Genomic DNA, 19,112 nt, shown 5'->3' on the forward strand with positions numbered 1-19,112 from the left:
GTCGGCCACCGCCACCCGGTGATGAGCGGTCCGTCACCGGCCCGGGCTCCGCTGTGGAGCCGGGCCGGCGGCGGACCGACCGGGATGCCGGCCCGCGCGGACGTGCGAGGGCCGGCATCCCGCTGCCGCGGTGTTCATCCCCGCGAGATGACGCACCACCGGACTGCGGAAGTGAGGCTCGGCCCATGAAACGGATGATTACCCGGATCGCCGCCGTGACGGTGGCGGCGTTCGTCCTCGGCGGATGTGGCACGGATCAACCGCCGGTGTGTGACAGCCTCGTCGCTGTCCAGACGACGATGAATCAGGTCCGCAACGCGAACGTGGCGGAGAACGGCCTCGCCCCGTTGAAGTCGCACCTCCAGCAGCTGAAGGCCGACGTCACCCTGCTGCTCAACGACGCCGCCGGGCAGTTCGCACCGCAGGTCGAGACGGTGCGGGCAGCTGCCGACCAGGTCAGGACGAGCGTCGTCGCGGCCCAGGCATCGCCCGACGTGGCCCATCTCGCCGAAGTCCGGACCACGCTGGGCTCCCTGCGGTCGAGCCTGCAGGTCCTCGGCGACGCCATGTCCGGCACCTGCTGAGCCGGGGAGGGACGCCATGAACGGCAGCGGTCCCGCGCCCTACCCGGGCGCCGAGCGGAGCACGGCCACGGCGTGGGCCGGCTGGGTGCTGCTGGGCGCGCTCATGTTCGTCATGCTCGGTGCCGTCCACCTCGGCACCGGCCTGGTGGCGCTCGCGCGGCCCGAGGTGCTGGCCGGGGGACGCGCCGACCAGTTGCTGCCCGTGAGCATGGACGCTCTCGCCTGGTTCCACATCGTCCTCGGCGCCGCGGCGGTGATCGTCGGCGTCGGCCTGATCCGTGGGTACCTCTGGGCGCGGCTGGCCGCGGTGCTCCTGGCCGGCGTGGCCGCGCTGGTCAACTTCGCCTTCATCGCGGTCTGGCCCGCGGTGTCCATCATCGCCCTCATCATGATCACCGTCGTCACCTACGCGGTCGCGGTGCACGGGGCCGAGGTCGCCGACGCGTACGGCGAGACCTGACAAGGAGAGCACATGTGGGGCAGGCGGATGGTCAGCCAGCTGCCGTGGCGCCGGGTTCCGCTGCGCCGCGGGTCGGACACGATCCAGGTGTGGCTCACCCTGGCCGTCATCGTGGCGGCGTTCCTGGTCGTGCCGTGGGTCGCCTGGTGGACGGCGAGCACGACGTACGGCACCGAGCAACGCGCGAACGAGTGGGCAGCCGGGCACAGCTACGCGGCGACCGCGGTCCTCGTACGGGATGCCACCACCGCCCGCCCGGCCGCCGGCGACCCGGAGCTGCCCGGCCCCGAGCACGTGCTGGTGCCGGCGCGCTGGACCGGCCCCGGCGGCGGCGTGGTCGTCGGCAGGATCCCGGTCGAGGTCGGCACGCGGGCCGGCACCACCGTGGCCGTCTGGATCGACGAGCACGGAGCCCTGACCTCACCGCCCCGCCGGCACAACCCCGTTCTGAACGCCTCGGCGGCCGCGACAGTCGCGGTCAGCGTCGTGGTGGTGCTGCTGGCCGGCGTCCGGCGCGCTGTCGTCTGTCACCTCGATCACCGCCGGTTGCGCTCCTGGGACGCGGAATGGCAGATCGTCGGCCCGGGGTGGAGCAGGCGATGACCGGACAGCGGGAACAGCCGGCGGGTGCCGCCAGATGGATGCCCGGGGTCCAGGCCGTCCGGACCTACCGCCGGCGCTGGCTGGCCAAGGACGTCGTCGCCGGCCTGGTGCTGTCGAGCCTGCTGGTCCCGCAGGGCATGGCGTACGCCGAACTCGCCGGCCTACCTCCCATCACCGGCCTGTACACAACGGTCTTCGGCCTGCTCGCCTACGCAGTCTTCGGCGCCTCACGGATCCTGGTGGTCGGGCCCGACTCCTCGCTCGGACCGATGATCGCCGCGGTGCTCATCGGCACCCTCGGCTCGGGCGGCGACCCGGCCGTGGCCATCGGCCTGGCCTCGATACTCGCGCTGCTGGTCGGCGTGACCATGGCCGTGGCCGGCATCGCGAAACTCGGCTTCATCGCCGACCTGCTCTCCAAACCCACCCAGATCGGCTACATGAACGGCCTGGCCGTCACCATCTTCGTCAGCCAGCTGCCGAAACTGTGCGGGTTCTCGGTCGACGCCGAAGGGCTGGTCAGCGAGGCGACCGGCTTCGTGCGGGGGCTGGCGGACGGCGAGGCCGTGCCGGCCGCCTGCGTGGTCGGCCTGGTCACCCTGACGATCATCGTGGCGCTGCAACGCTGGCTGCCCAAGGTGCCCGCCGTCCTGCTCGCCGTGGCCGCCGCGATCGGCACGACCTCGCTGCTGGACCTGGGCGAGCACGGCGTGGACCTGGTCGGGCCCCTGCCGGCCGGGCTCCCGCCCTTCACCGTGCCGCACGCGTCCTGGTCCCAGCTCGTGCTGCTGCTGGCCGGCGCGGTCGGCATCACGATCGTCTCGCTGACCGACACGATCTCCACCGCGTCGTCGTTCGCCGCCCGCACGGGCCAGGAGGTCCGCGCCGACCAGGAGATGATCGGGGTCGGCGCGGCCAACGTCGCGGCGTCCTTCTTCCAGGGCTTCCCCGTCAGCACCAGCGGCTCGCGTACCGCCGTCGCCGCCCAGTCCGGGGCCCGCACCCAGCTGACCGGGGTCGTCGGCGCCGCCGTCATCCTGGTCATGCTGCTGCTGATTCCCGGCCTGCTGCGGAACCTGCCGCAGCCCGCGCTCGCCGCCGTGGTGATCGCCGCGTCCCTGTCACTGGCCGACATCCCCGGCGCCGTACGGCTCTGGCGTCGCCGCCGCCTGGAGTTCCTCGTGTGCCTCACCGCGTTCCTCGGGGTGGCGCTGCTCGGGGTGCTGCCCGGCATCGGTGTCGCGGTCGGCCTGTCGGTGCTCAACGTGTTCCGCCGGGTGTGGTGGCCGTACCAGACGGAGCTGGGCCGGGCGGCGGACGTGCACGGGTACCACGACGTGCGCTCGTACCCGGACGCCGAGCACCTGCCCGGGCTGGTGCTGTACCGCTTCGACGCACCGCTGATCTTCGCCAACGCCCGGGTCTTCCGCGACCAGCTCCGTCGCCTGGCCCGCACCGACCCGCAGCCGGTCTGGATCGTGCTGGCGGCCGAACCCGTCACCGACGTCGACACCACGGCGGCGGACATGCTCGGACCGCTGGTGGCCGAGCTCCGGGAGCGGGGCACGACCCTGGTGTGGGCCGAGCTCAAGGATCCGGTACGGCGCAAACTCGATCGTTACGGCCTGACCGCGACCATCGGACCCGAGCACTTCTTCGCGACCCTGGACGAGGCCGTCGCCGCGTACCGGGCACGTACCGGTGAGGTCTGGACGGCGGCTGGGGCATGACCCGGTTCCCCCGCTGCGGATGATGACCCGTCCCGCGTACCCGGGTTTGCTCGGCATGGCGATCGCGCCGCACCGTACGGGTAGATGCCGGGAGGCCAGCATGACCGAGACATCCGCACAAGCCGGCAGCGACACGGCGGTCAGCTGGCCGAGCGCCACCGCCGAGCTCCGGTCGATCCCGGTCCCGTGGGGGACCGTGCTGGCGACCGGCATCCTCGGCATCGCCTTCGGTGCCGCGGTGCTCATCTGGCCCGACGTCTCGCTGCGGATCATGTCGGCCCTCGCCGGGGTGTGGCTGCTCCTGGCCGGCGTGGCGAGGATCATCGGCGCGTTCCTGCCCGGCAGCGGAAGCATCGTGCGGCACATCTTCTCCGGGATCGTCGGCGTCGTGGTCCTCATCGCGGGCCTGATCTGCCTGCGCGACCTGGTGAGCCGGCTCACCGTGCTGGCTCTGCTGTTCGCGGTGACCTGGATCCTCAGCGGCCTCACCGAGATCCTGCTCGGCCTGCAACGCCGGGGACCGGCCCGCATCGCCCTGGTCAGCGTCGGCCTGCTGTCCTTCGCCGCCGGCGTCGTGTTCCTGCTGGCGCCCGACGTGTCCCTGGCGACGCTGGTGATCCTGACCGGCTTGAGCAGCCTGGTCGTCGGTATCTCCGAGGTCGTGCTGGCCCTGGTGCTGCGCCGGGCGGCCGCAGAGCCGGACCCGGCGATCAGCTGATCAGGTCACCGGGCCGGCAGCGCCCGGCAGTAGACGTCACCGGCGTTGGCCTCGTGGGGGAGGGCCATGATCTGGTCGGCCATCGTCTGCGGGGTGACCCACTCGTCGAGTTCCAGCTGCATGCTTTCCCCCATGGCCCGGTTGCAGAGCACGGCCCCCGACGCTGCCGTCCGGTCCAGGCAGCGTTGGGCCACGTCGCGCTGGATCGTCGTGAACTCGAAGGACAGGGCCGGCAGGCGGTGGCTGAGGCCGGACAGGACCACATCCTCGTAGCCCTCGACGTCGATCTTCACGAAGGCGGGGGTTCCATAGCGCTCGATCAGCCCGTCGAGCGTCACGGCCGGCACCCGCATCTCGGCGTCCCAGACCTCCTGATGCCAGCCGCCGGCGTTGTCGGCCGCCGCCACGAACTCCGTCGACGCGGTGGTGACCGTGGGGTTGGCGGAGTTGACGAAGAGCGTGACCGGTTCCTCGGACGCACCGCACACAGCCTCGACGAGGATCACCTCCGCGTCGTCGGCGTAGATCTCCCGGATGGCGCGGCCGCACAGCGGTTGGGGCTCGACGGCGACCACCCTCGCCCCCAGCCGCCGGAAGCTGCCGATCCGGTCGCCGACGTGTGCCCCGATGTCGAACACCAGGTCGCCGGGCCGCACGAACTGCGCGTACAGGGCGTCCATCGCCGCGTCCTGGCCCGCGTCGCCGTAGTAGTAGTCCAGCGAGCGGCGGATCGCGGCGTACGCGGGATCCGTCTTGAGTGACGCCGCGCGAGCACTCTGAGTCATGTCGCTTCCCCTGCGTCCGGGCCTCAGACGTTCCCGCCGACAGTGGCGAGGCTGCGCCGGCTCCGGAGCCACACGACGTCCGTCCCGAAGGACCAGGTCAGGAAGCCCAGCGCCACCGCCACGACGATCTGTGCCGTCCAGACTGGAAGCAGATCGGCGCTGGCGACGACCAGGACAGCACCCTGCAGGGCGGCGACGACCTTGCGGACCATCCGCGGCGGCAGCGAGCCCCGCAGCCACGGCCAGGCCCAGGACGCCGCGACGAACGCGTACCGGAAGAGGCCGATCGCGGCCACCCACCAGCCGAGCGTGCTGGCGACGAACAGGCTGAGGATGAGCACGAGGACGGAGTCGGCCTCCATGTCGAAGCGGGCGCCGAAGGCCGAGGTGGTCTTCGTGCGCCGGGCCACCTGACCGTCGACCGCGTCCAGGGCGGCCGCGACCGCGGCCAGGCCCACCAGCGTCATCAGCATCGTGCGGCCGGTCAGCGCCTCCGCCACCAGCGCGGCGACCCCACCGGTCAGGGCGAGGCGGACCAGGGTGATCGTGTCCGCCGGCCCCCAGCTGCGCGCCCCGGACCGGCGGATCCCCTCGGCCAGCACGGACCAGGCCAGTACGCCGAACGCCACGCCAGTCGCCCAGCCGATCGCACCCAGCCCCACGGTCGCCGCCAGCGACATGATCACACCGGCCTGCACGGCGGCGCCGAGCCCGGCCGGATGGATCTGCAGGGTCATCTCGCGACGGGCGAGAAGCGTCATGTGTTCCTCCTGATGAGCGCGCGCCGGAGCCCGCGCATGGTGGCCGTCTCATTCAACACGGCTCACAGCAGCGATCGGTTCACCCGGCACTACCCCTCCGAGATCGGCTGAAGCGTCACCGGACCGGTCAGCTGCGTTCGGCGCGGTCCTCGGGCGGGAGGGTGTGCCAGATGTCGAACGCCACCGATGCGGCCCCCGGCCCGTCGCCGGCCGCGATCAGCTCGATCAGCCGCGTATGCAGCTCGACGGACGCGTGGCCGTCCGTGCTGAAGCGCAGCCGCTCCGCACGGCGTACGAGGGGGTCGAACTGGTCGAGCACGGTCTCGACCGCGCGATTGCCGAGCACGGTGACCGGAATCCGGTGGATCTCCTCGTCGGCGTCCAGTGCCGCGTCGATGTCGCCGGAGTCCACCGCCGCGGCGAAGCGGCGGTTGGCCTCCCGCATGCGGGCGAGGTCGTCCGCGCCGAGCCGGCCGGCCGTCTGGCGCACGGCCAGTTCGTGCATGGCGGCGATGACGTCGCGGGCATCCCGCACCGCCGGCGAGTCGATGGTGCTGACTCTCGTCGACCGTCCCGGCAGAGCCACCACCAGGCCGCTGGCCCCGAGGCGCAGCAGTGCCTCGCGTACGGGGGTGCGGCTCACCCCGAGCCATGCTGCGAGCTCGCCGTCCTTGAGCTGCTCGCCGGGCTGGAAGGTGCCGTCGACGATGGCGTCGCGCAGGCGCCGGTAGACATCGTCGCGCAGCAATGAGCGGTCCACGGCGGGGCCGCCCGAGGGAATCGGCATGCACCATATTGCACACAGTGTGCGATTTCGCGCAATGATGGTGCGCCTTGTTGTCGTCTTGTGCACGCAATATATTGCACACAAGCGGCGCAAGCCGGTTCGGCGACGGAAGGAAGAGCCTCATGAGCACCACCGGTCAGGAGATCAAGAACGTCGTGCTGGTGCACGGCGCGTTCGCCGACGGCTCGGGCTGGCGCGGCGTGTACGACAAGCTGACCGCCCGGGGCTACCGGGTCACGATCGTGCAGATCCCGCTCACCTCGCTGGCGGACGACGTCGCGGCGACCACCAGAGCGCTCGACCGGCAGAACGGCCCCGCCATTCTGGTCGGCCACTCCTGGGGCGGCACGGTCATCACCGAGGCGGGCCTGCACCCGAGCGTCGCCGGGCTGGTCTACGTGTCGGCGCTGGCCCCCGACGCGGGCGAGACCACCGCCCAGCAGTACGAGGGCTTCGGCCCGACGCCCGACTTCGTCATCGACGTCGTCGAGGACGGATACGGCTTCCTCGACCACGACAAGTTCAAGGCCGGTTTCGCGGCGGACACCAGCGACGCCGACGCCGCGTTCCTGCGCGACGCCCAGGTGCCCATCAACATGGCGGTGTTCAGCACGCCGGTGAAGAACGCCGCCTGGCGCGACAAGCCGAGCTGGGCTGTCATCGCGACGGAGGACAGGGCGTTCGACCAGGCGATGCTCCAGCACATGGCCAAGCGCGCCGGCGCGACGATCACCACCGTCCCGGCCAGCCACGCCCTGTACCTGACGCAGTCCGGCGTCGTCTCCGACGTCATCGCCACCGCGGCCCAGAACGCTGCCGGCGGCGCTCACTGACGGGCAATCCGCCGATCAGCGGCGGCGGCATCCCTGGTGGGTGCCGCCGCTGTGGCGTGCCAGGGCTACCGCTGATAGCTCGATCAACTGTATATTGGCCGGCATGGCGGGCATGCGGAGACCGAGCTTCCTGATCCTGTCGGCGCTCGCCCTCGGCCCCCTCCACGGGTACGCGGTGATCAAAGAAGTGGAGCGGCTGTCGGCCGACAGCGTGCACCTCGCCGCCGGCACGCTGTACGCGGCGCTCGACCGGCTCACCGACGAGGGCCTGATCGAGGTCGACCACGAGGAGACCGTCGAGGGCCGGCTCCGCCGCTACTACCGGCTGACCGTTGCGGGCACCGCCGCGCTGGCCGCCGAGGCCGAGCAGATGCGCCGCGACGCCCGGATGGTGGCTCAGCGGCTGCGCGGTGCGGGCCCCGCCGGTTCCCCCAGCCCCGCCTGACGACGCGAACGGCAGACACCCTGAAGGGACCGACATGCCCGACGACACCCGGACCACGCTGCTGGCCCGCCGCTACCGTCGATGGCTGCTGGCGTACCCCCGTGATTATCGCCGCGAACGCGGCCCGGAGATCCTCGCGACGCTGCTCGACGCCGCCGATCCCGGCCGGTCCCGTCCGCCCGCCCGCGAGGCGGTCCTGTTGCTGCGGCACGGATTCGGCCGGCGCGTCGCCGAGGCCGGGCGCCGGGCGTTCGTGGTCGCGGCAGTCGCCGCCGTGCTCGGTGGACTCAGCGGCATCGCGCTCGGCTCCTGGCTGTCCTGGCGTGACGTGGACAGAATGGCGCCGGACCGGGCCACGGCGGTCAGCGTCGCGCATGCGGTGCTGCCGGGCGCTTTCGGGGACACCGCCGACAACTTCGGGCGGAGCACGTTCTGGAACCCGTACAGCAACAACAGCCTGCACGGTGGCACCGGCGTACGGGTCGGCAGGACCTCCGTGACCGGCACCGTGCCGCCGCCCGGTGGCCCGGAGCAGGTCGCTGCGGCTGTGCGGCAGCAGCTGAACGCCCAGGGGTGGCACGACGTGCGCACCAAGGTCGTGCGGAACGGCACCTCGCCGCCGGTGAACGTCGAGGTGACCGGCACCCGCGCCGGGTATCTCGCCGCAGTGCAGATCACCCCGGACCTCAGCTTTGACCTGATGTGGTCCGAGCCGCCCGGCCACCTGCGCGACACCATCCTCGGCGGCGTGGCCGGCGCCCTGCTCGGCGCGCTGTTCGGGCTGGGCACCTCGATCCGCATGCGCCGCTACGGCCGGGGCCGGCAGCGGGCCTACTCGGGGCTCTGCGTCGCCACGCTGCTGATGCTCACCCCGGCGTGCCTGGGCAACATCCCGACCTCGACCGGCTCGCTGCTGGCCAACACCAACCGCAACGGCACCGGGCCCTCGGTGTACTGGGGCGGCTTCGTGATCTACGGGGCCGAGCCGCTGGCCATCCTGTCCCTGCTGCCGATCCTGGCCGTCATCGTCGCCTGCGCCTGGCCACAGCCCGCGACGGCTCGCACGTCCACCACGGCCTGAGCCCTACCGCCCGGCCAGGCCCTCGAGGATCAGGGTGCAGACGACGTCGAGCTCGTGCTCGATGCCCGGGGCCGTCCATCCGCTCGCCAGGCCGGGGTGGTGGAAGTGGGTGGTGGCGGTGAAAACAGCCCGGGCGGTCCCGGCCGGGTCGGCACCGCGGAACGAGCCGTCAGCCATGCCGTCGGCGAGGATGGCTTCCAGCTGGCCCAGGAGGTCGGCCACGTGGTCGACCGCCGCGGTGCTGTCCTCGGTGACCAGGATCTTGTAGGCGGCGAACAGCTCCGGATCGTCGTGGGCCTTGGCCCGCTTGGCGGCCAGCAGGGCGACGAGCCAGGAGCGTAGCCGCTGGGGCGGTGCGACCGCCGGGTCGCGTGAGATGGCCGCAAGGGCATCACGATCGCGGTTGAGCCAGCGCCGGGAGACCGCCTCGCGCAGCGCCGTCTTGGACGGGAAGTGCTTGTAGACGGCGGCATGGCTGACCCCGAGGGCCTTGCCGACGTCGACGACCGTCGCCTTGGCCGGCCCGTGGCGGCGCAGCACCTCCTCGGTGGCCGACAGGATCGCCTCGGCATCCAGTGGCCCGCTCGTCCGCATCGCCCGAGCATACCGAGCCGCACCGGGCCTTGTTACAGGTTTCAGATTCTGTAGAGTGAAACCATGACCATTCTGGTGACCGGTGCCCGCGGACATGTCGGCGCTGCGGTGCTGAACGAGTTGGTGGCCGCGGGAGCGCAAGTTCGTGCGTCCAGTCGTACCCCAAGGGCGGACGACTTCCCGCAGGACGTCGAGGTGGTGCAGGCCGACCTGGCCGATCCGGCGACGCTGCCGCAGGCTCTGGCCGGCGTACGGAAGGTCTTCCTCTACGCCCACCCGGAGACCGCGCCGGAATTCGCGGCAGCAGCCCGCCGGGCCGGCGTCGAGCACGTGGTCCTGCTGTCGTCCTACACGGTGATGGCGCCGGACGCGGCGTCCAATCCGATCGCGGCGCGCCACCTCGCGGTGGAGCGGGCGCTGGACGAGGCTGGGCTCACGCGGACCTTCGTGCGACCGGGCTACTTCGCCACCAACTCCCTGCGCTGGCAGTCGATCCGGCACGATCGCGTGCTGCGGACGGCCTTCCCGGAGGCGACGACCGCGCCGGTCCACGAACGTGACATCGCCGCGGTGGCAGCGCGGGCCTTGCTGGACGACGCCGGGAACGCGGCCTATCCGGTGCTGGGACCGGGTCCGGTGACCATTCGCGATCAGGTCGCCGCTGTCGCCGAGGCGATCGGTGAGCCGGTGCGGGTGGAAGAGGTCGACGTCGAGACGTACCGGACCGATCTGCTGACGCAGTTGCCGGCGCCGCTGGTCGAGATGTTGCTTCAGGCCGGCGGCAGCGTTCGGCAGCTGCCGGCGGAGGTGGCCGTTGATGCGGTGCCTGAGCTTCTGGGGCGGCCCGCACTGACGTTCGCCGAATGGGCCCGCGACCACGCCGACGATTTCCGCTGAGCCCTTCCGGGGCGGGCGGCCGCGCCGCACCACGGCAGATACCGGATGTGACCAACTCGAGCTGTCAGAAAGCTTGATGTGATCAAGCCGTTACCAGCAGTACAGTCCGCTGGTGTCGTCGCAGGCTGTTGCCGCGCAGGTGCTCGACCGCATGGGTCGCGCCGGGTTCCCCGCTGATCTGGAGCCGCTGGCCGGCCTGCCGGACGACGAGGCACACGAGCTGATCTCCACGTTGGTCCGCGCGGTCCTGCTCACCCGGGCCGCTGGTCAGGCGGCAGCGCTGACCCGGCTGCTGCGTGTCGTCAAGGCGATCAACAGCTCCGGACGTGACGTGCGGGCGGACCTGCCCGAGGAACTGCTCGCGCTGCCGCCGCACCGCCTCAAGATCGGCGCGCGGCTCCTGCCGCTGGTCGAGCCCGCTCGGATCGAGGAACTGGTCGCCCGGAACGCATCAGATGATCTCGCACTCGCGCTGAGACGCGCGCTGCCGTACCTGCGGGGTGGCGGGGGAGCGGGCGCCGGGGCGCAGGATGTGCTCACCAATCTGCTGCGGCAACTGCAGCCGGACCCGTCGGGCAGCGAACGCCCCACCCGGGGCAGGCCTTCCGGGCGACCACACGGGCAAGACTCACCGCCGCCGCAGCGCCGCACGGCCCATCCCCGCCTGGAAGGTCCGGACCGCGTCGAACCGGGGACGGTCTTCGAACTGCGCGTCGGCCTCGCCGAACGGCCCTCTCCCGGGGCCGAGCAGCCGGGTGGCGAAGGCATGCAGGTGCCGGCCACCAGGTTCACTCTCACCGTCAAGCTGCTCCTGGACGGCTTCACCATCCTCGGATCACCGTCGACGGTCGAGCTCGTGGCCGACACCGACGATCCCTTCCCGTACGCGGTGGTGCGGTTGCGCGCGCTCGACGACTCCGCGTTCGCCGCGCGGCGGAAGATCGTCGCTGCGTACCAGATCGGTGAGCAGTTGCTCGGTCTCGCGTTCCGGTGGGTCTCCGTCGGCGCGGAGCCGCCGCCGGACGAGCCGTCGACCAGGCCGGGCCGGGCTTGGATCATCGATGCCGACGAGGCAGATCAGCCTGACGTCTACGTCCAGGTGGTCAGCGGCAACAACGACGCCGATCCGCGCCTGATGTGGCTGTACGGCTCTCCGCATCCGCAGGTTCCCGGATCCGGCGGCTGGGTCAGGCACGGTCTGGCCCAGGACGCCGCCGAGTGGAGCCGGGTGCGGTTCCGCGGCGTGCAGGCCCGGCGCGACAAGGAGGACCTGACCGACTATCTGCGTGGGGTCGGCAAGGAGGTGCGGGCGCTCATCCCGCCTCAGCTCTGGCAGGCGCTGCAGGCCGCCGGCACAGTGACCGATGCCCCGACGGTTCTGCTCGGTACGGCCGACCCGTATCTGCCCTGGGAGCTCGCGCTGTTGCCGGAGAGCTGGGGACGGCCGTACGGCGAGGTGCTCGGCGGTTTCGCGGCGATCGGTCGCTGGGTCCACCCGGGTGAGGCGACGACACCGGCGCCGGCGTCCCGGATCGAGGCGCGCCGCATGGCTGTGGTCTCCGGCGTGTATCCGAAGAGCCGGCGGCTGCTCGAGGCGGAACAGGAGGCGGCGGACCTGACCGCCGGCTTCGGCGCCAGCGCGGTCGACGCCCGGACCGGCGCCGTGATGGCGTGCCTCAAGGCGGATCCGGCGTACGACGTCGTGCATTTCGCGGTGCACGGCAACTTCGATGCCACCGGAACGGTCGACGGCATCCTCATGGTCGACGGCGAGCTCCTGTCGCCGGTATCGGTGCGCGGTCTGCCCCCGGGCGGCGTCCGGCTCGTCTTCCTGAACGCTTGTCAGCTCGGCCAGGCCCAGTCGTTGCTCGGTGAGCCGAACGGGATGGTGACGTCCTTCGTCGACATCGGGGCCGACGCGGTGATCGCCCCGCTGTGGAAGGTCGACGACGCGGTGGCGCGCGAAGTGGCGGCCAGTCTCTACGAGACGCTGCGCAGCGGTGGATCACCCGCCGAGTACTTCCGCCGGCAGCGACAGGAAAGCCACGGGAGGGAGGGCCAGCCGTTCGGCACCCGTCTCGCCTATCTCTACTTCGGTCATCCCCGGCTGGCCGTGACCTGGACCGAGAAGGGGCGCGAGCGATGATCGAGCTGCAAGTGGGTGGGACCGTCGACCTTGAACACCGGGTCTCCGTCTTCGCGGTGGACGTGACCGGCATCGCCGGTGAGGTCACCCGCGATCCGGCGGCCGGCTCCCCGGTGCGCGACGCCGAACCGGGGACCCTGTCCGAGGTGCTGGCTCAGCGTGCGGTGCCGGAGAGCGGCGCCGAGGTCCTCGGCGAGCGAGCCGAGGAGGCGGACTTCCGTCGCCGCCTCTCGATACCGCTGGACGAGCTGGCACCGCAACCCGGCGCGGAGCACCCTCGGGTCGAGGTCACCGTGCCGGCCCCGGACGACGACGAGGCCCAGGCGATGCTCGAGGTCGACGAGTACGGTCTGGTCCACTGGCACTTCGCGGAGCAGGACGCGGACACCGGCGGCCGTGACCGAGGCGGTTCCCTGCAGACGTTCAGCATCCCGGTACGCCCGATCGAGATCGACGGCGATGACGTGGCCGGTGACCGCGGCATCCTGGGCTTCGGCGTTCGCAAGGCGTTACATCTGGTGCGTTTCCCGGTGGAGTTCGTCGCCGGCCGGGTGGCCCCGTTCGCCGTCGGCAAGTGGGAGGACAAGCACCGCCCGTACGGGCTGCACCGGGCCTCGCCGGAGTACTTCGCCGGCAAGCCCGACCCGGTCGGCCCGGAGCTGTTCACCGGCGATCCGGTGCTGCTGCTGATCCACGGCACGTTCAGCGCGGGCCGGTCCGGATTCGCCGGCATCGGCGCCGACGCCGCCCTGCTGCGGGAACTCTCGGACCGTTACGCCGGCCGGGTGGTGGTGTTCGACCACCCGTCGGTGCACGTCGACCCGGACCGGAACGTCCGCCACCTGCTGGGATCATTGCCGCCCGACCGGGCGACGGTCATCGACGTGGTCGCGCACTCCCGCGGCGGACTTGTCGCGCGGCGCCTCGCCGCGCCCGAAACTGCGGCCGCGGCCGGACGGCCCGTTCCGGTGATACGCCGCATCATCCACGTGGCGACGCCCAACGCCGGCACGATGCTGGCCGACCCGGAGCATCTCGGTGACCTGCTCGACGTGTTCAGCAATCTGGTGACTCTGTTCACCGACGAGGGCAGTGGCGTGATGGCGTCGGCTGTTCTCGAGGTGGTCAAGCAGGTCGCCACCGGGATGCTGCGCGGTTTGGACGGGCTGACGGCGATGGACCCGTCCGCGGCCTGGCTGACCACCCTCAACACGGTGCCGGCGGACCCGGCGACCACAGTCGCGGCGATCACGTCCGACTTCGACTCGGCCGGTGGCAAGCTCCCGCTCCGGGCGCTCGACTTCATGGCGGACCGGCTGTTCGGTACGCAGAACGACCTCGTCGTGCCGACCGCCGGCGTGTACGAGGCCGGCTCGTACCGGGTCGACGACCGGCTCGACCTGTCCGGGATGGCCCCGTCGATCGCCCATTCCGGATTCCTCGGCGACCCTCGCGTCCACGGCTGGCTCGCCGACCGGCTGCCGGGGAGCTGACAGTGACCTCCACGGTGATCTGGCTCGGCCCCCTGGACGGCGACAGCCATCCGGTCGAGTTGCGCGCGCCGGACGGCCTGTCCGGGCGCATGCCGGCGACAGCGGTCGACGACGTCCGGGCGCTCGACATCAGCACGGACGGAACTCCGAAAGCCGCCCTGGAGAAGGCCGGTCTCGCCCTGTACGACGCGTTGGCCACGGCGCTCGGCCCCGATTTCGGGCCGCGGCTGGCGGCGGCGGACGACGTCGTGCTGGACGTCGAGGCGGCCGAGCTGCGCCGTCTGCCGTGGGAGCTGCTCCGCGTCCGGCCCAGTAAGCGGATGATCTTCGCTGACGAGACCTGCCCGGCCGTGCGCGCTCGCCTGCCGTACGCCGTGACGCCGGCGGGCGTCCCGACTCCCGTCCACGTCCTGCTGGTGGTCGGCGACCCCACCGACAGCCGGATCAACGCGCAACAGGAGATCGATGCGGTCTACGCCGGAGTCTGCGAGCTTCCCGCCTGTTGGCAGGTGGACGTCCTGTCGGGACCGTCGGCGCCTGAGTTGAAGGCGGCCTTTGCCGACATCAAGCCGCACGTGCTGCATTTCATCGGCCACGGCGTGGACGATGAGGGCGTGCCGGCACTGGGCGTGGTCAGCCCGGTGGACGGGGAGTGGGCGCTCACCGCGGATTTCGTCGTCAATGCGCTTGGCCAGGCACAGCCGCCGTGCCTGGTCGTCCTCAACGCCTGTCGTACCGCCGGCGACGCCGAGCCCGCCGGGGAGGGGCTGGACGCCGCTTGGGGGGTGGCCGAGGCTTTCCTGGACATCGACGCCGGTGCTGTCGTGACGATGCAGGGGGATGTGGCGTCCGAGGCGGCCGTGGTGTTCAGCAAGGGGCTCTACCGCTCGTTGGTGCGCGGCCGGTCATTGCCCGGTGCGGTCGCGACCGCTCGCAACGACATGGCGTTCGATCCACGGCTTCGACCGCGCGACTGGGCCCTGCCGGTGCTGACCGCGCGGGTCGATCCGGCGAACGCGCTGAACGTCGTGCGGCACGTCGAACCCGACGAGGCCGTCCGGCGCGAGCCGAAGGTGTTCGACGACGTGCGTTGGATGGTGGACCGTAGCGCCGAACGGCGGCGGTTGTTGCGGTGGCTGGACGGCGCCGGGGACGACGCCGCGGTCGGCGTCGTCGGCGTCATGGGTGGTGAGCGGGTCGGGAAGAGCCTGATCGCTCTGGCCTGTGTCCTGGTGGGCCGCATGCGGGGCATGCCGGTCGCGTACGTGGATCTACGGCGCCGGGGCGGCCACCTCGACTGGGTCGGCTTCATGACGGCGGTCGTGGAGGCGGCCGTCACCGGCGCCGGCCCGGTGGCCGTGGTGCCGGCCGAGCGGTTCCGGACCCACCTCGAGAAGGTGGCCGCCGAGATGACGGCGGGCCTGCCCGGACGACCCGCGGTGTCGACGATCACCGATTCCGTCATGCCGCCCCGGCGGACCGGACCCCTGGGGCCGGACGACTACTACCGGGTCGCTTTCGAGGGGTTCGACGCCTTCGTCGACGAGGTCGCAGGCGAGCGGCCGCTTCTCGTGGTCGTCGACCACGTCGACCAGCTGCAGGAACAGAAGCCGATCGTCCGCTGGCTGATCGCGCCGGCGGCCGCCGCGAAGTCGGAACGCATCCGCATCGCGGTCGTCGGCCGGGAGAACGACCTCGACCTCGTGCTGCCCGGCACGGTCGTCGACCGGACCCGGGACCTGCACATCGCGGAGTTTCCGCCGGCCGACATCGTCAGGCTCGCCCATGAGTACTGCGTCCGGATCCAGCGCCGGGACGACTACCGCACCGCCCAGCGGGATGAGGCGGTCTGGAAGGAGTTCGTCGACGCGATCCTGGGCTGGGCCGAGGAACGCTCCGGCGGTGGCGTGGAGGTGTCACCCGTGGACCTGAAGTACATGGAACGGGCCAACCAGTGGCGGGTGAAGGCGCGATGAGCGTGTACGACGCCGCCGCGATGGCGACCCAGCTGCTTCGTGGCCTGGACGACTCGGCGCGGGGCGCGATCCAGCGTTGCTCCGTCGTCACCTCGTTCGACGAGCCGCTCTACGACGAGATCCTCCGTGCCGGAGGACCCGAACTGGACGAACTGGTCGACGAAGGCTGCGTCGAGATGAATCGCGGCTGGGGCGGGTACCAGGTGCCGCGCACTCTGCGGGACGCCGCGTGGACATCATGGTGGTCCGAGGCGGGGATCCCGCCCTCCACCAGGCAGGTGCCGTCGCCTTTGCGTGACCTGGCGATACGCGTCGCCGAACGGACAGAGACGCCGCCGGAGGAGGAGGTCCGGGCGCTGGTGCTGGCCGACCCGGACCGCGCCGCCGACCTGTTCGAGCGCGTCTACCGTGAGCGGGACGCGGTCCTGGACTATCCGGGCTGCCAGGATCTGCTCGACGTGCTGGCCCGCCCCGAGTTGCTGCCGCTGCTCAGTGCTCGCCTCGTCGAGCTGCGCAACGACCGCGACCGTCACCTCAAGGCGCGGCTCTTCTGGCATCCGTCGATGGTCGCGACGGCCCGGTATCTGCCCCGGCCGGCGGTCGAGGAGCGGCTCATCGCACTCCTTGCGAGCCGCGGCGCACAGGCCCTGCGCATGCACGCCACCGGTGGCATGGGCAAATCCACCGTCGTGCACCGGTTCATCGCGTGGTACTGCGTCGAGCGGCGCATTCCTTGCGCGCTGGTCGACCTCGACAGCGATGCCTTCGACGCCACGATGGCCGTCCGCTACCCATGGCTGGTCATCCTCGAGTTCGCGGCCCAGCTCAATCTGCAGATCGACGGCGCGCCGTACCACGAGCTGCTGCGCGAGTACGGCATCTACCGGTCGATGCTGCTGGCCGCGACCGGGGACGCCGCCCGATCGAGCAGCGTGGCCGCCGCCGAGCCCGCCACTCTGCGGCGACACGCGAGCGAGGTCGTCGAACGATTCCAGCGGGTGACCGCCACCCTGCCTGCTCCGCTCCTGCTGGTCGTCGACACGCTGGAAGAGGCGACGTTGTGTTACCCCGACGCCGAGCTCCTCATCGGCGTGCTGGCCGACCTGCGCGACGCCGCGCCGACGGCGAAGCTGGTGCTGGCCGGGCGCGGCACGGCGTCCGAGGCCGAGATCCCGAACCTGCGCCGCCTCTTCCCGGACGCGGCGCAGGCGGATCTGGTGATCAAGCCGTTCAACGAGGACGAGGCCGTCCGCTATCTCCGCGAGATCCGTGGCATCGACGACGATGCCGCGGTGAACGCGGTGGTCGGCCGGGCCGCCGGGTCACCGTGGCTGCTCAGCATGTACGCCGATGTCGCCGCGTTCCGGATGGCCGATCCCGCGGAGGCGGCCGGCTACGACCCCTACCTCGCGTGGTGCATCGACCGGGTGGTCGTCCGGCTCGCCGGCGGTGCGTTGCAGTGGATGGTGCGGTACGGCGTGGTCCCGCGGCGCCTGGAGCGTGACTTCGCCGAGCGACTCGTCTATCCCCGGATCGTGGCCGGCATGACGGGCGCGGCACCCGACGATGATCCCTCGCTCGACAACCTCCCGCCGCACGACAAGCCGCTGTTCCCGGCCGACGGCCCCCCTGACCTGACGTTCGAGGCGGTCTGGGACCGGCTGGTGCGCTACGCCAACGAGTCGTCCTGGGCGAGGCTCTCCCCGGACCGTCGTACCGTGTTGTTCGACGAGGCGCTCAGTGGCCCGATGCGCCGCATGCTGGCCGCGCACGCGATCCACCGTCACCTGCACCAGGATGCCGTCGACTACTACCGGGCGGCCGGCGACCGGCAGCAGGAGCTCTACCATCTGTTCCAGGTCGATCCGGCGGACTGGGCCGTCCGCTGGCGACAGACGATTGAGGACTGCTGGTCGCGGGGCGACATCGGCGGCGTTGTCGCGGTCACCGAGGACGCAGTGGCGCCCGACTACGCCGGAGAGCCCGATCCGTTCGGGCAACGGTCCGGGCCGACCGTCGACGGGCCGGACCTGGCTCATGCCTACACCGAGCAGGCCTGGGCCCTCACGGTGCAGGGCCGGCGCGACGGTGTCGCCACCGGCGATCCGCTCTGGGCCAGGGCGTTGCGTTGCGCGAGGCTGGCGTCGTTCCCCGGTACCGGTCACGTTCCGGCGCGGTGGCTGGCGGCGTATGCCACCTGCATGCTGATGAGCGGGCAGTATCCCGAGGCGCTCGACGCGCTCGACGCGGGTGCGGAACCGGGTGACGATCCCGCCGTCCGGAACGAACTCACGTTGCTGCGGGTGGAGGCGCTCGTCGGGCTGGGCCGTCGCGCTGAGGCCTGGGCCGCCGTTGTCCCGGCCGTCCAGGCACTGGAGTGGGCGCGAGTGTTTCCCTGGACGGTCGTGCGTGCCGCCTCGGTCGCCACTGCTCTGGCGTGCCGGCTGGGCCGGGTCGGCTGGGCCTGCGATCTGGTCGATGGAGTGCTGGACGATGCCGGGGAGCACGCCGCACGCGACCTGCGGCGGCTGCGCGCCCGGCTGGCGCTCATCGCCGGTGCGCCCGGCTATGCCCTGATCGGGCTGGACGAGACCACCGATGCGGACCTGCTCGTCGAGGCACTTCTGGAGTCGGGACGGCCCGAAGCGGGCGTGCGGGCCGCGCTCTCGGCGCTGACCCGGCTGGACGCCGACGGACAGGCGGCACAACGAGCCCAGCTTCTGACCTTGGAAGCCCGCTGCCTGGCCGCGTTGCTCGATGACGAGGACATGATCGATCGTCTCGACCGGGCCTTCGCGATCTGGACCTCGCTGCAGGACGTCGGTGCGGCCGCGCTGACCGCGGTGACCAAGGTCGGGCTGATCCTGGACACCTCGGGCGACCTGCGCGCCGCGCAGGCGTACCTCGACGAGTTCGAGCGTCTCCAGCCGAGACCGGCCGGCATTCACCTGGCGCGGCACGCCGTCGCCTCGGCCCGCCTGGCCGCGGCCCGTGGCAACCGGACGGCGGCCTACGCAACCTGCCGGCGGGCCCTCGAGATGATGGCAGCACGGGACGACGGCGTCCTGCTCAGGGCCGAGGTCGCGGTGCAGGCGCTGGCCGTGGCATCCGCGGGGGACGCCGAGGCAGCGGCCGATGCGCTGGCCGCATTGCTGGACCGGGTTGAGCCGCCTGCCGTGCGTTTGCGTCTGCTGTCCGGACTGCGGCACTGCCCCGGCC

General features: G+C 71.7%; 17 protein-coding genes. 13 read left to right on the plus strand and 4 right to left on the minus strand.

Annotation, left to right across the window (positions count from 1 at the left end; genetic code table 11):
• The first annotated feature begins 185 nt into the window (after positions 1–185).
• The 5 genes from AB0C29_RS06160 to AB0C29_RS06180 all read left to right on the plus strand — a co-directional run bounded on the left by AB0C29_RS06160 (position 186) and on the right by AB0C29_RS06180 (position 4,095).
• Positions 186–584 carry a hypothetical protein gene (locus AB0C29_RS06160; protein ID WP_360815868.1) on the plus strand — a complete coding sequence of 133 codons (399 nt, stop codon included), beginning with the start codon at positions 186–188 and terminating at the stop codon, positions 582–584.
• A 16-nt stretch (positions 585–600) separates the two neighbouring features.
• Positions 601–1,044, plus strand: coding sequence for a hypothetical protein (locus tag AB0C29_RS06165; protein WP_360815870.1), 444 nt, complete (start codon positions 601–603; stop codon positions 1,042–1,044).
• A 12-nt stretch (positions 1,045–1,056) separates the two neighbouring features.
• On the plus strand, positions 1,057–1,647 hold the full coding sequence (locus AB0C29_RS06170) for a hypothetical protein (protein ID WP_360815872.1): 591 nt from the start codon (positions 1,057–1,059) through the stop codon (positions 1,645–1,647).
• Positions 1,644–3,377, plus strand: a complete 1,734-nt coding sequence (sulP, locus tag AB0C29_RS06175; protein ID WP_360815874.1) for a sulfate permease — start codon at positions 1,644–1,646, stop codon at positions 3,375–3,377. The genes AB0C29_RS06170 and sulP overlap by 4 nt, the downstream gene beginning before the upstream one ends.
• A 100-nt stretch (positions 3,378–3,477) precedes the next feature.
• A complete protein-coding gene (locus AB0C29_RS06180) occupies positions 3,478–4,095 on the plus strand; it encodes a DUF308 domain-containing protein (RefSeq protein ID WP_360815876.1) in 618 nt (205 codons plus the stop codon).
• A 5-nt stretch (positions 4,096–4,100) separates the two neighbouring features.
• Here the strand turns inward: AB0C29_RS06180 and AB0C29_RS06185 are convergent, their stop codons facing one another.
• From AB0C29_RS06185 to AB0C29_RS06195, 3 genes are all read right to left on the minus strand, one after another.
• Positions 4,101–4,880, minus strand: a complete 780-nt coding sequence (locus AB0C29_RS06185; RefSeq protein ID WP_360815879.1) for an FkbM family methyltransferase — start codon at positions 4,878–4,880, stop codon at positions 4,101–4,103.
• 23 nt (positions 4,881–4,903) lie between these two features.
• Complete coding sequence (locus AB0C29_RS06190; RefSeq protein ID WP_360815882.1) at positions 4,904–5,641, minus strand: CDP-alcohol phosphatidyltransferase family protein; 738 nt, start codon at positions 5,639–5,641, stop codon at positions 4,904–4,906.
• 127 nt (positions 5,642–5,768) lie between these two features.
• Positions 5,769–6,428 carry a GntR family transcriptional regulator gene (locus AB0C29_RS06195; protein WP_360815885.1) on the minus strand — a complete coding sequence of 220 codons (660 nt, stop codon included), beginning with the start codon at positions 6,426–6,428 and terminating at the stop codon, positions 5,769–5,771.
• A 122-nt stretch (positions 6,429–6,550) separates the two neighbouring features.
• Here AB0C29_RS06195 and AB0C29_RS06200 point away from each other — a divergent pair, with 122 nt between their 5' ends.
• The 3 genes from AB0C29_RS06200 (at position 6,551) to AB0C29_RS06210 (ending at position 8,787) form a co-directional block, all read left to right on the plus strand.
• The gene (locus AB0C29_RS06200) at positions 6,551–7,261 is read left to right on the plus strand and encodes an alpha/beta hydrolase (protein WP_360815888.1); all 711 of its coding nucleotides are present in this window, start codon (positions 6,551–6,553) and stop codon (positions 7,259–7,261) included.
• 112 nt (positions 7,262–7,373) lie between these two features.
• Positions 7,374–7,706, plus strand: coding sequence for a PadR family transcriptional regulator (locus AB0C29_RS06205; RefSeq protein WP_360815891.1), 333 nt, complete (start codon positions 7,374–7,376; stop codon positions 7,704–7,706).
• A 34-nt stretch (positions 7,707–7,740) separates the two neighbouring features.
• Positions 7,741–8,787: a hypothetical protein gene (locus AB0C29_RS06210; RefSeq protein WP_360815894.1), complete on the plus strand. Its 1,047-nt coding sequence runs from the start codon at positions 7,741–7,743 to the stop codon at positions 8,785–8,787.
• A 3-nt stretch (positions 8,788–8,790) separates the two neighbouring features.
• Here the strand turns inward: AB0C29_RS06210 and AB0C29_RS06215 are convergent, their stop codons facing one another.
• On the minus strand, positions 8,791–9,381 hold the full coding sequence (locus AB0C29_RS06215; RefSeq protein WP_360815897.1) for a TetR family transcriptional regulator: 591 nt from the start codon (positions 9,379–9,381) through the stop codon (positions 8,791–8,793).
• 63 nt (positions 9,382–9,444) lie between these two features.
• Between AB0C29_RS06215 and AB0C29_RS06220 the strand changes: the two genes are divergently transcribed.
• From AB0C29_RS06220 to AB0C29_RS06240, 5 genes are all read left to right on the plus strand, one after another.
• Positions 9,445–10,278 carry an NAD(P)H-binding protein gene (locus AB0C29_RS06220; protein WP_360815900.1) on the plus strand — a complete coding sequence of 278 codons (834 nt, stop codon included), beginning with the start codon at positions 9,445–9,447 and terminating at the stop codon, positions 10,276–10,278.
• A 112-nt stretch (positions 10,279–10,390) separates the two neighbouring features.
• On the plus strand, positions 10,391–12,424 hold the full coding sequence (locus AB0C29_RS06225; protein ID WP_360815903.1) for a CHAT domain-containing protein: 2,034 nt from the start codon (positions 10,391–10,393) through the stop codon (positions 12,422–12,424).
• Entirely contained in the window at positions 12,421–13,917 is a 1,497-nt protein-coding gene (locus AB0C29_RS06230) for a hypothetical protein (protein WP_360815906.1), read from the plus strand. Before AB0C29_RS06225 ends, AB0C29_RS06230 begins: the two co-directional genes overlap by 4 nt.
• A 2-nt stretch (positions 13,918–13,919) precedes the next feature.
• The gene (locus AB0C29_RS06235; protein ID WP_360815909.1) at positions 13,920–15,893 is read left to right on the plus strand and encodes a CHAT domain-containing protein; all 1,974 of its coding nucleotides are present in this window, start codon (positions 13,920–13,922) and stop codon (positions 15,891–15,893) included.
• Positions 15,890–19,112 (plus strand): hypothetical protein (locus AB0C29_RS06240; protein ID WP_360815912.1); only part of this gene is annotated, 3,223 nt, incomplete at its 3' end. The genes AB0C29_RS06235 and AB0C29_RS06240, both read left to right, overlap by 4 nt.

The sequence above is a fragment of the Actinoplanes sp. NPDC048791 genome, from assembly GCF_040650095.1.
In the GTDB taxonomy this organism is placed as follows: domain Bacteria; phylum Actinomycetota; class Actinomycetes; order Mycobacteriales; family Micromonosporaceae; genus Actinoplanes.

Excerpts from the sequence above, each read along its gene's own strand:
- AB0C29_RS06160 (WP_360815868.1), top strand. The coding sequence starts at position 186 with ATGAAACGGATGATTACCCGGATCGCCGCCGTGACGGTGGCGGCGTTC.
- AB0C29_RS06165 (WP_360815870.1), top strand. The coding sequence starts at position 601 with ATGAACGGCAGCGGTCCCGCGCCCTACCCGGGCGCCGAGCGGAGCACG.
- AB0C29_RS06170 (WP_360815872.1), top strand. The coding sequence starts at position 1,057 with ATGTGGGGCAGGCGGATGGTCAGCCAGCTGCCGTGGCGCCGGGTTCCG.
- sulP (WP_360815874.1), top strand. The coding sequence starts at position 1,644 with ATGACCGGACAGCGGGAACAGCCGGCGGGTGCCGCCAGATGGATGCCC.
- AB0C29_RS06180 (WP_360815876.1), top strand. The coding sequence starts at position 3,478 with ATGACCGAGACATCCGCACAAGCCGGCAGCGACACGGCGGTCAGCTGG.
- AB0C29_RS06185 (WP_360815879.1), bottom strand. The coding sequence starts at position 4,880 with ATGACTCAGAGTGCTCGCGCGGCGTCACTCAAGACGGATCCCGCGTAC.
- AB0C29_RS06190 (WP_360815882.1), bottom strand. The coding sequence starts at position 5,641 with ATGACGCTTCTCGCCCGTCGCGAGATGACCCTGCAGATCCATCCGGCC.
- AB0C29_RS06195 (WP_360815885.1), bottom strand. The coding sequence starts at position 6,428 with ATGCCGATTCCCTCGGGCGGCCCCGCCGTGGACCGCTCATTGCTGCGC.
- AB0C29_RS06200 (WP_360815888.1), top strand. The coding sequence starts at position 6,551 with ATGAGCACCACCGGTCAGGAGATCAAGAACGTCGTGCTGGTGCACGGC.
- AB0C29_RS06205 (WP_360815891.1), top strand. The coding sequence starts at position 7,374 with ATGCGGAGACCGAGCTTCCTGATCCTGTCGGCGCTCGCCCTCGGCCCC.
- AB0C29_RS06210 (WP_360815894.1), top strand. The coding sequence starts at position 7,741 with ATGCCCGACGACACCCGGACCACGCTGCTGGCCCGCCGCTACCGTCGA.
- AB0C29_RS06215 (WP_360815897.1), bottom strand. The coding sequence starts at position 9,381 with ATGCGGACGAGCGGGCCACTGGATGCCGAGGCGATCCTGTCGGCCACC.
- AB0C29_RS06220 (WP_360815900.1), top strand. The coding sequence starts at position 9,445 with ATGACCATTCTGGTGACCGGTGCCCGCGGACATGTCGGCGCTGCGGTG.
- AB0C29_RS06230 (WP_360815906.1), top strand. The coding sequence starts at position 12,421 with ATGATCGAGCTGCAAGTGGGTGGGACCGTCGACCTTGAACACCGGGTC.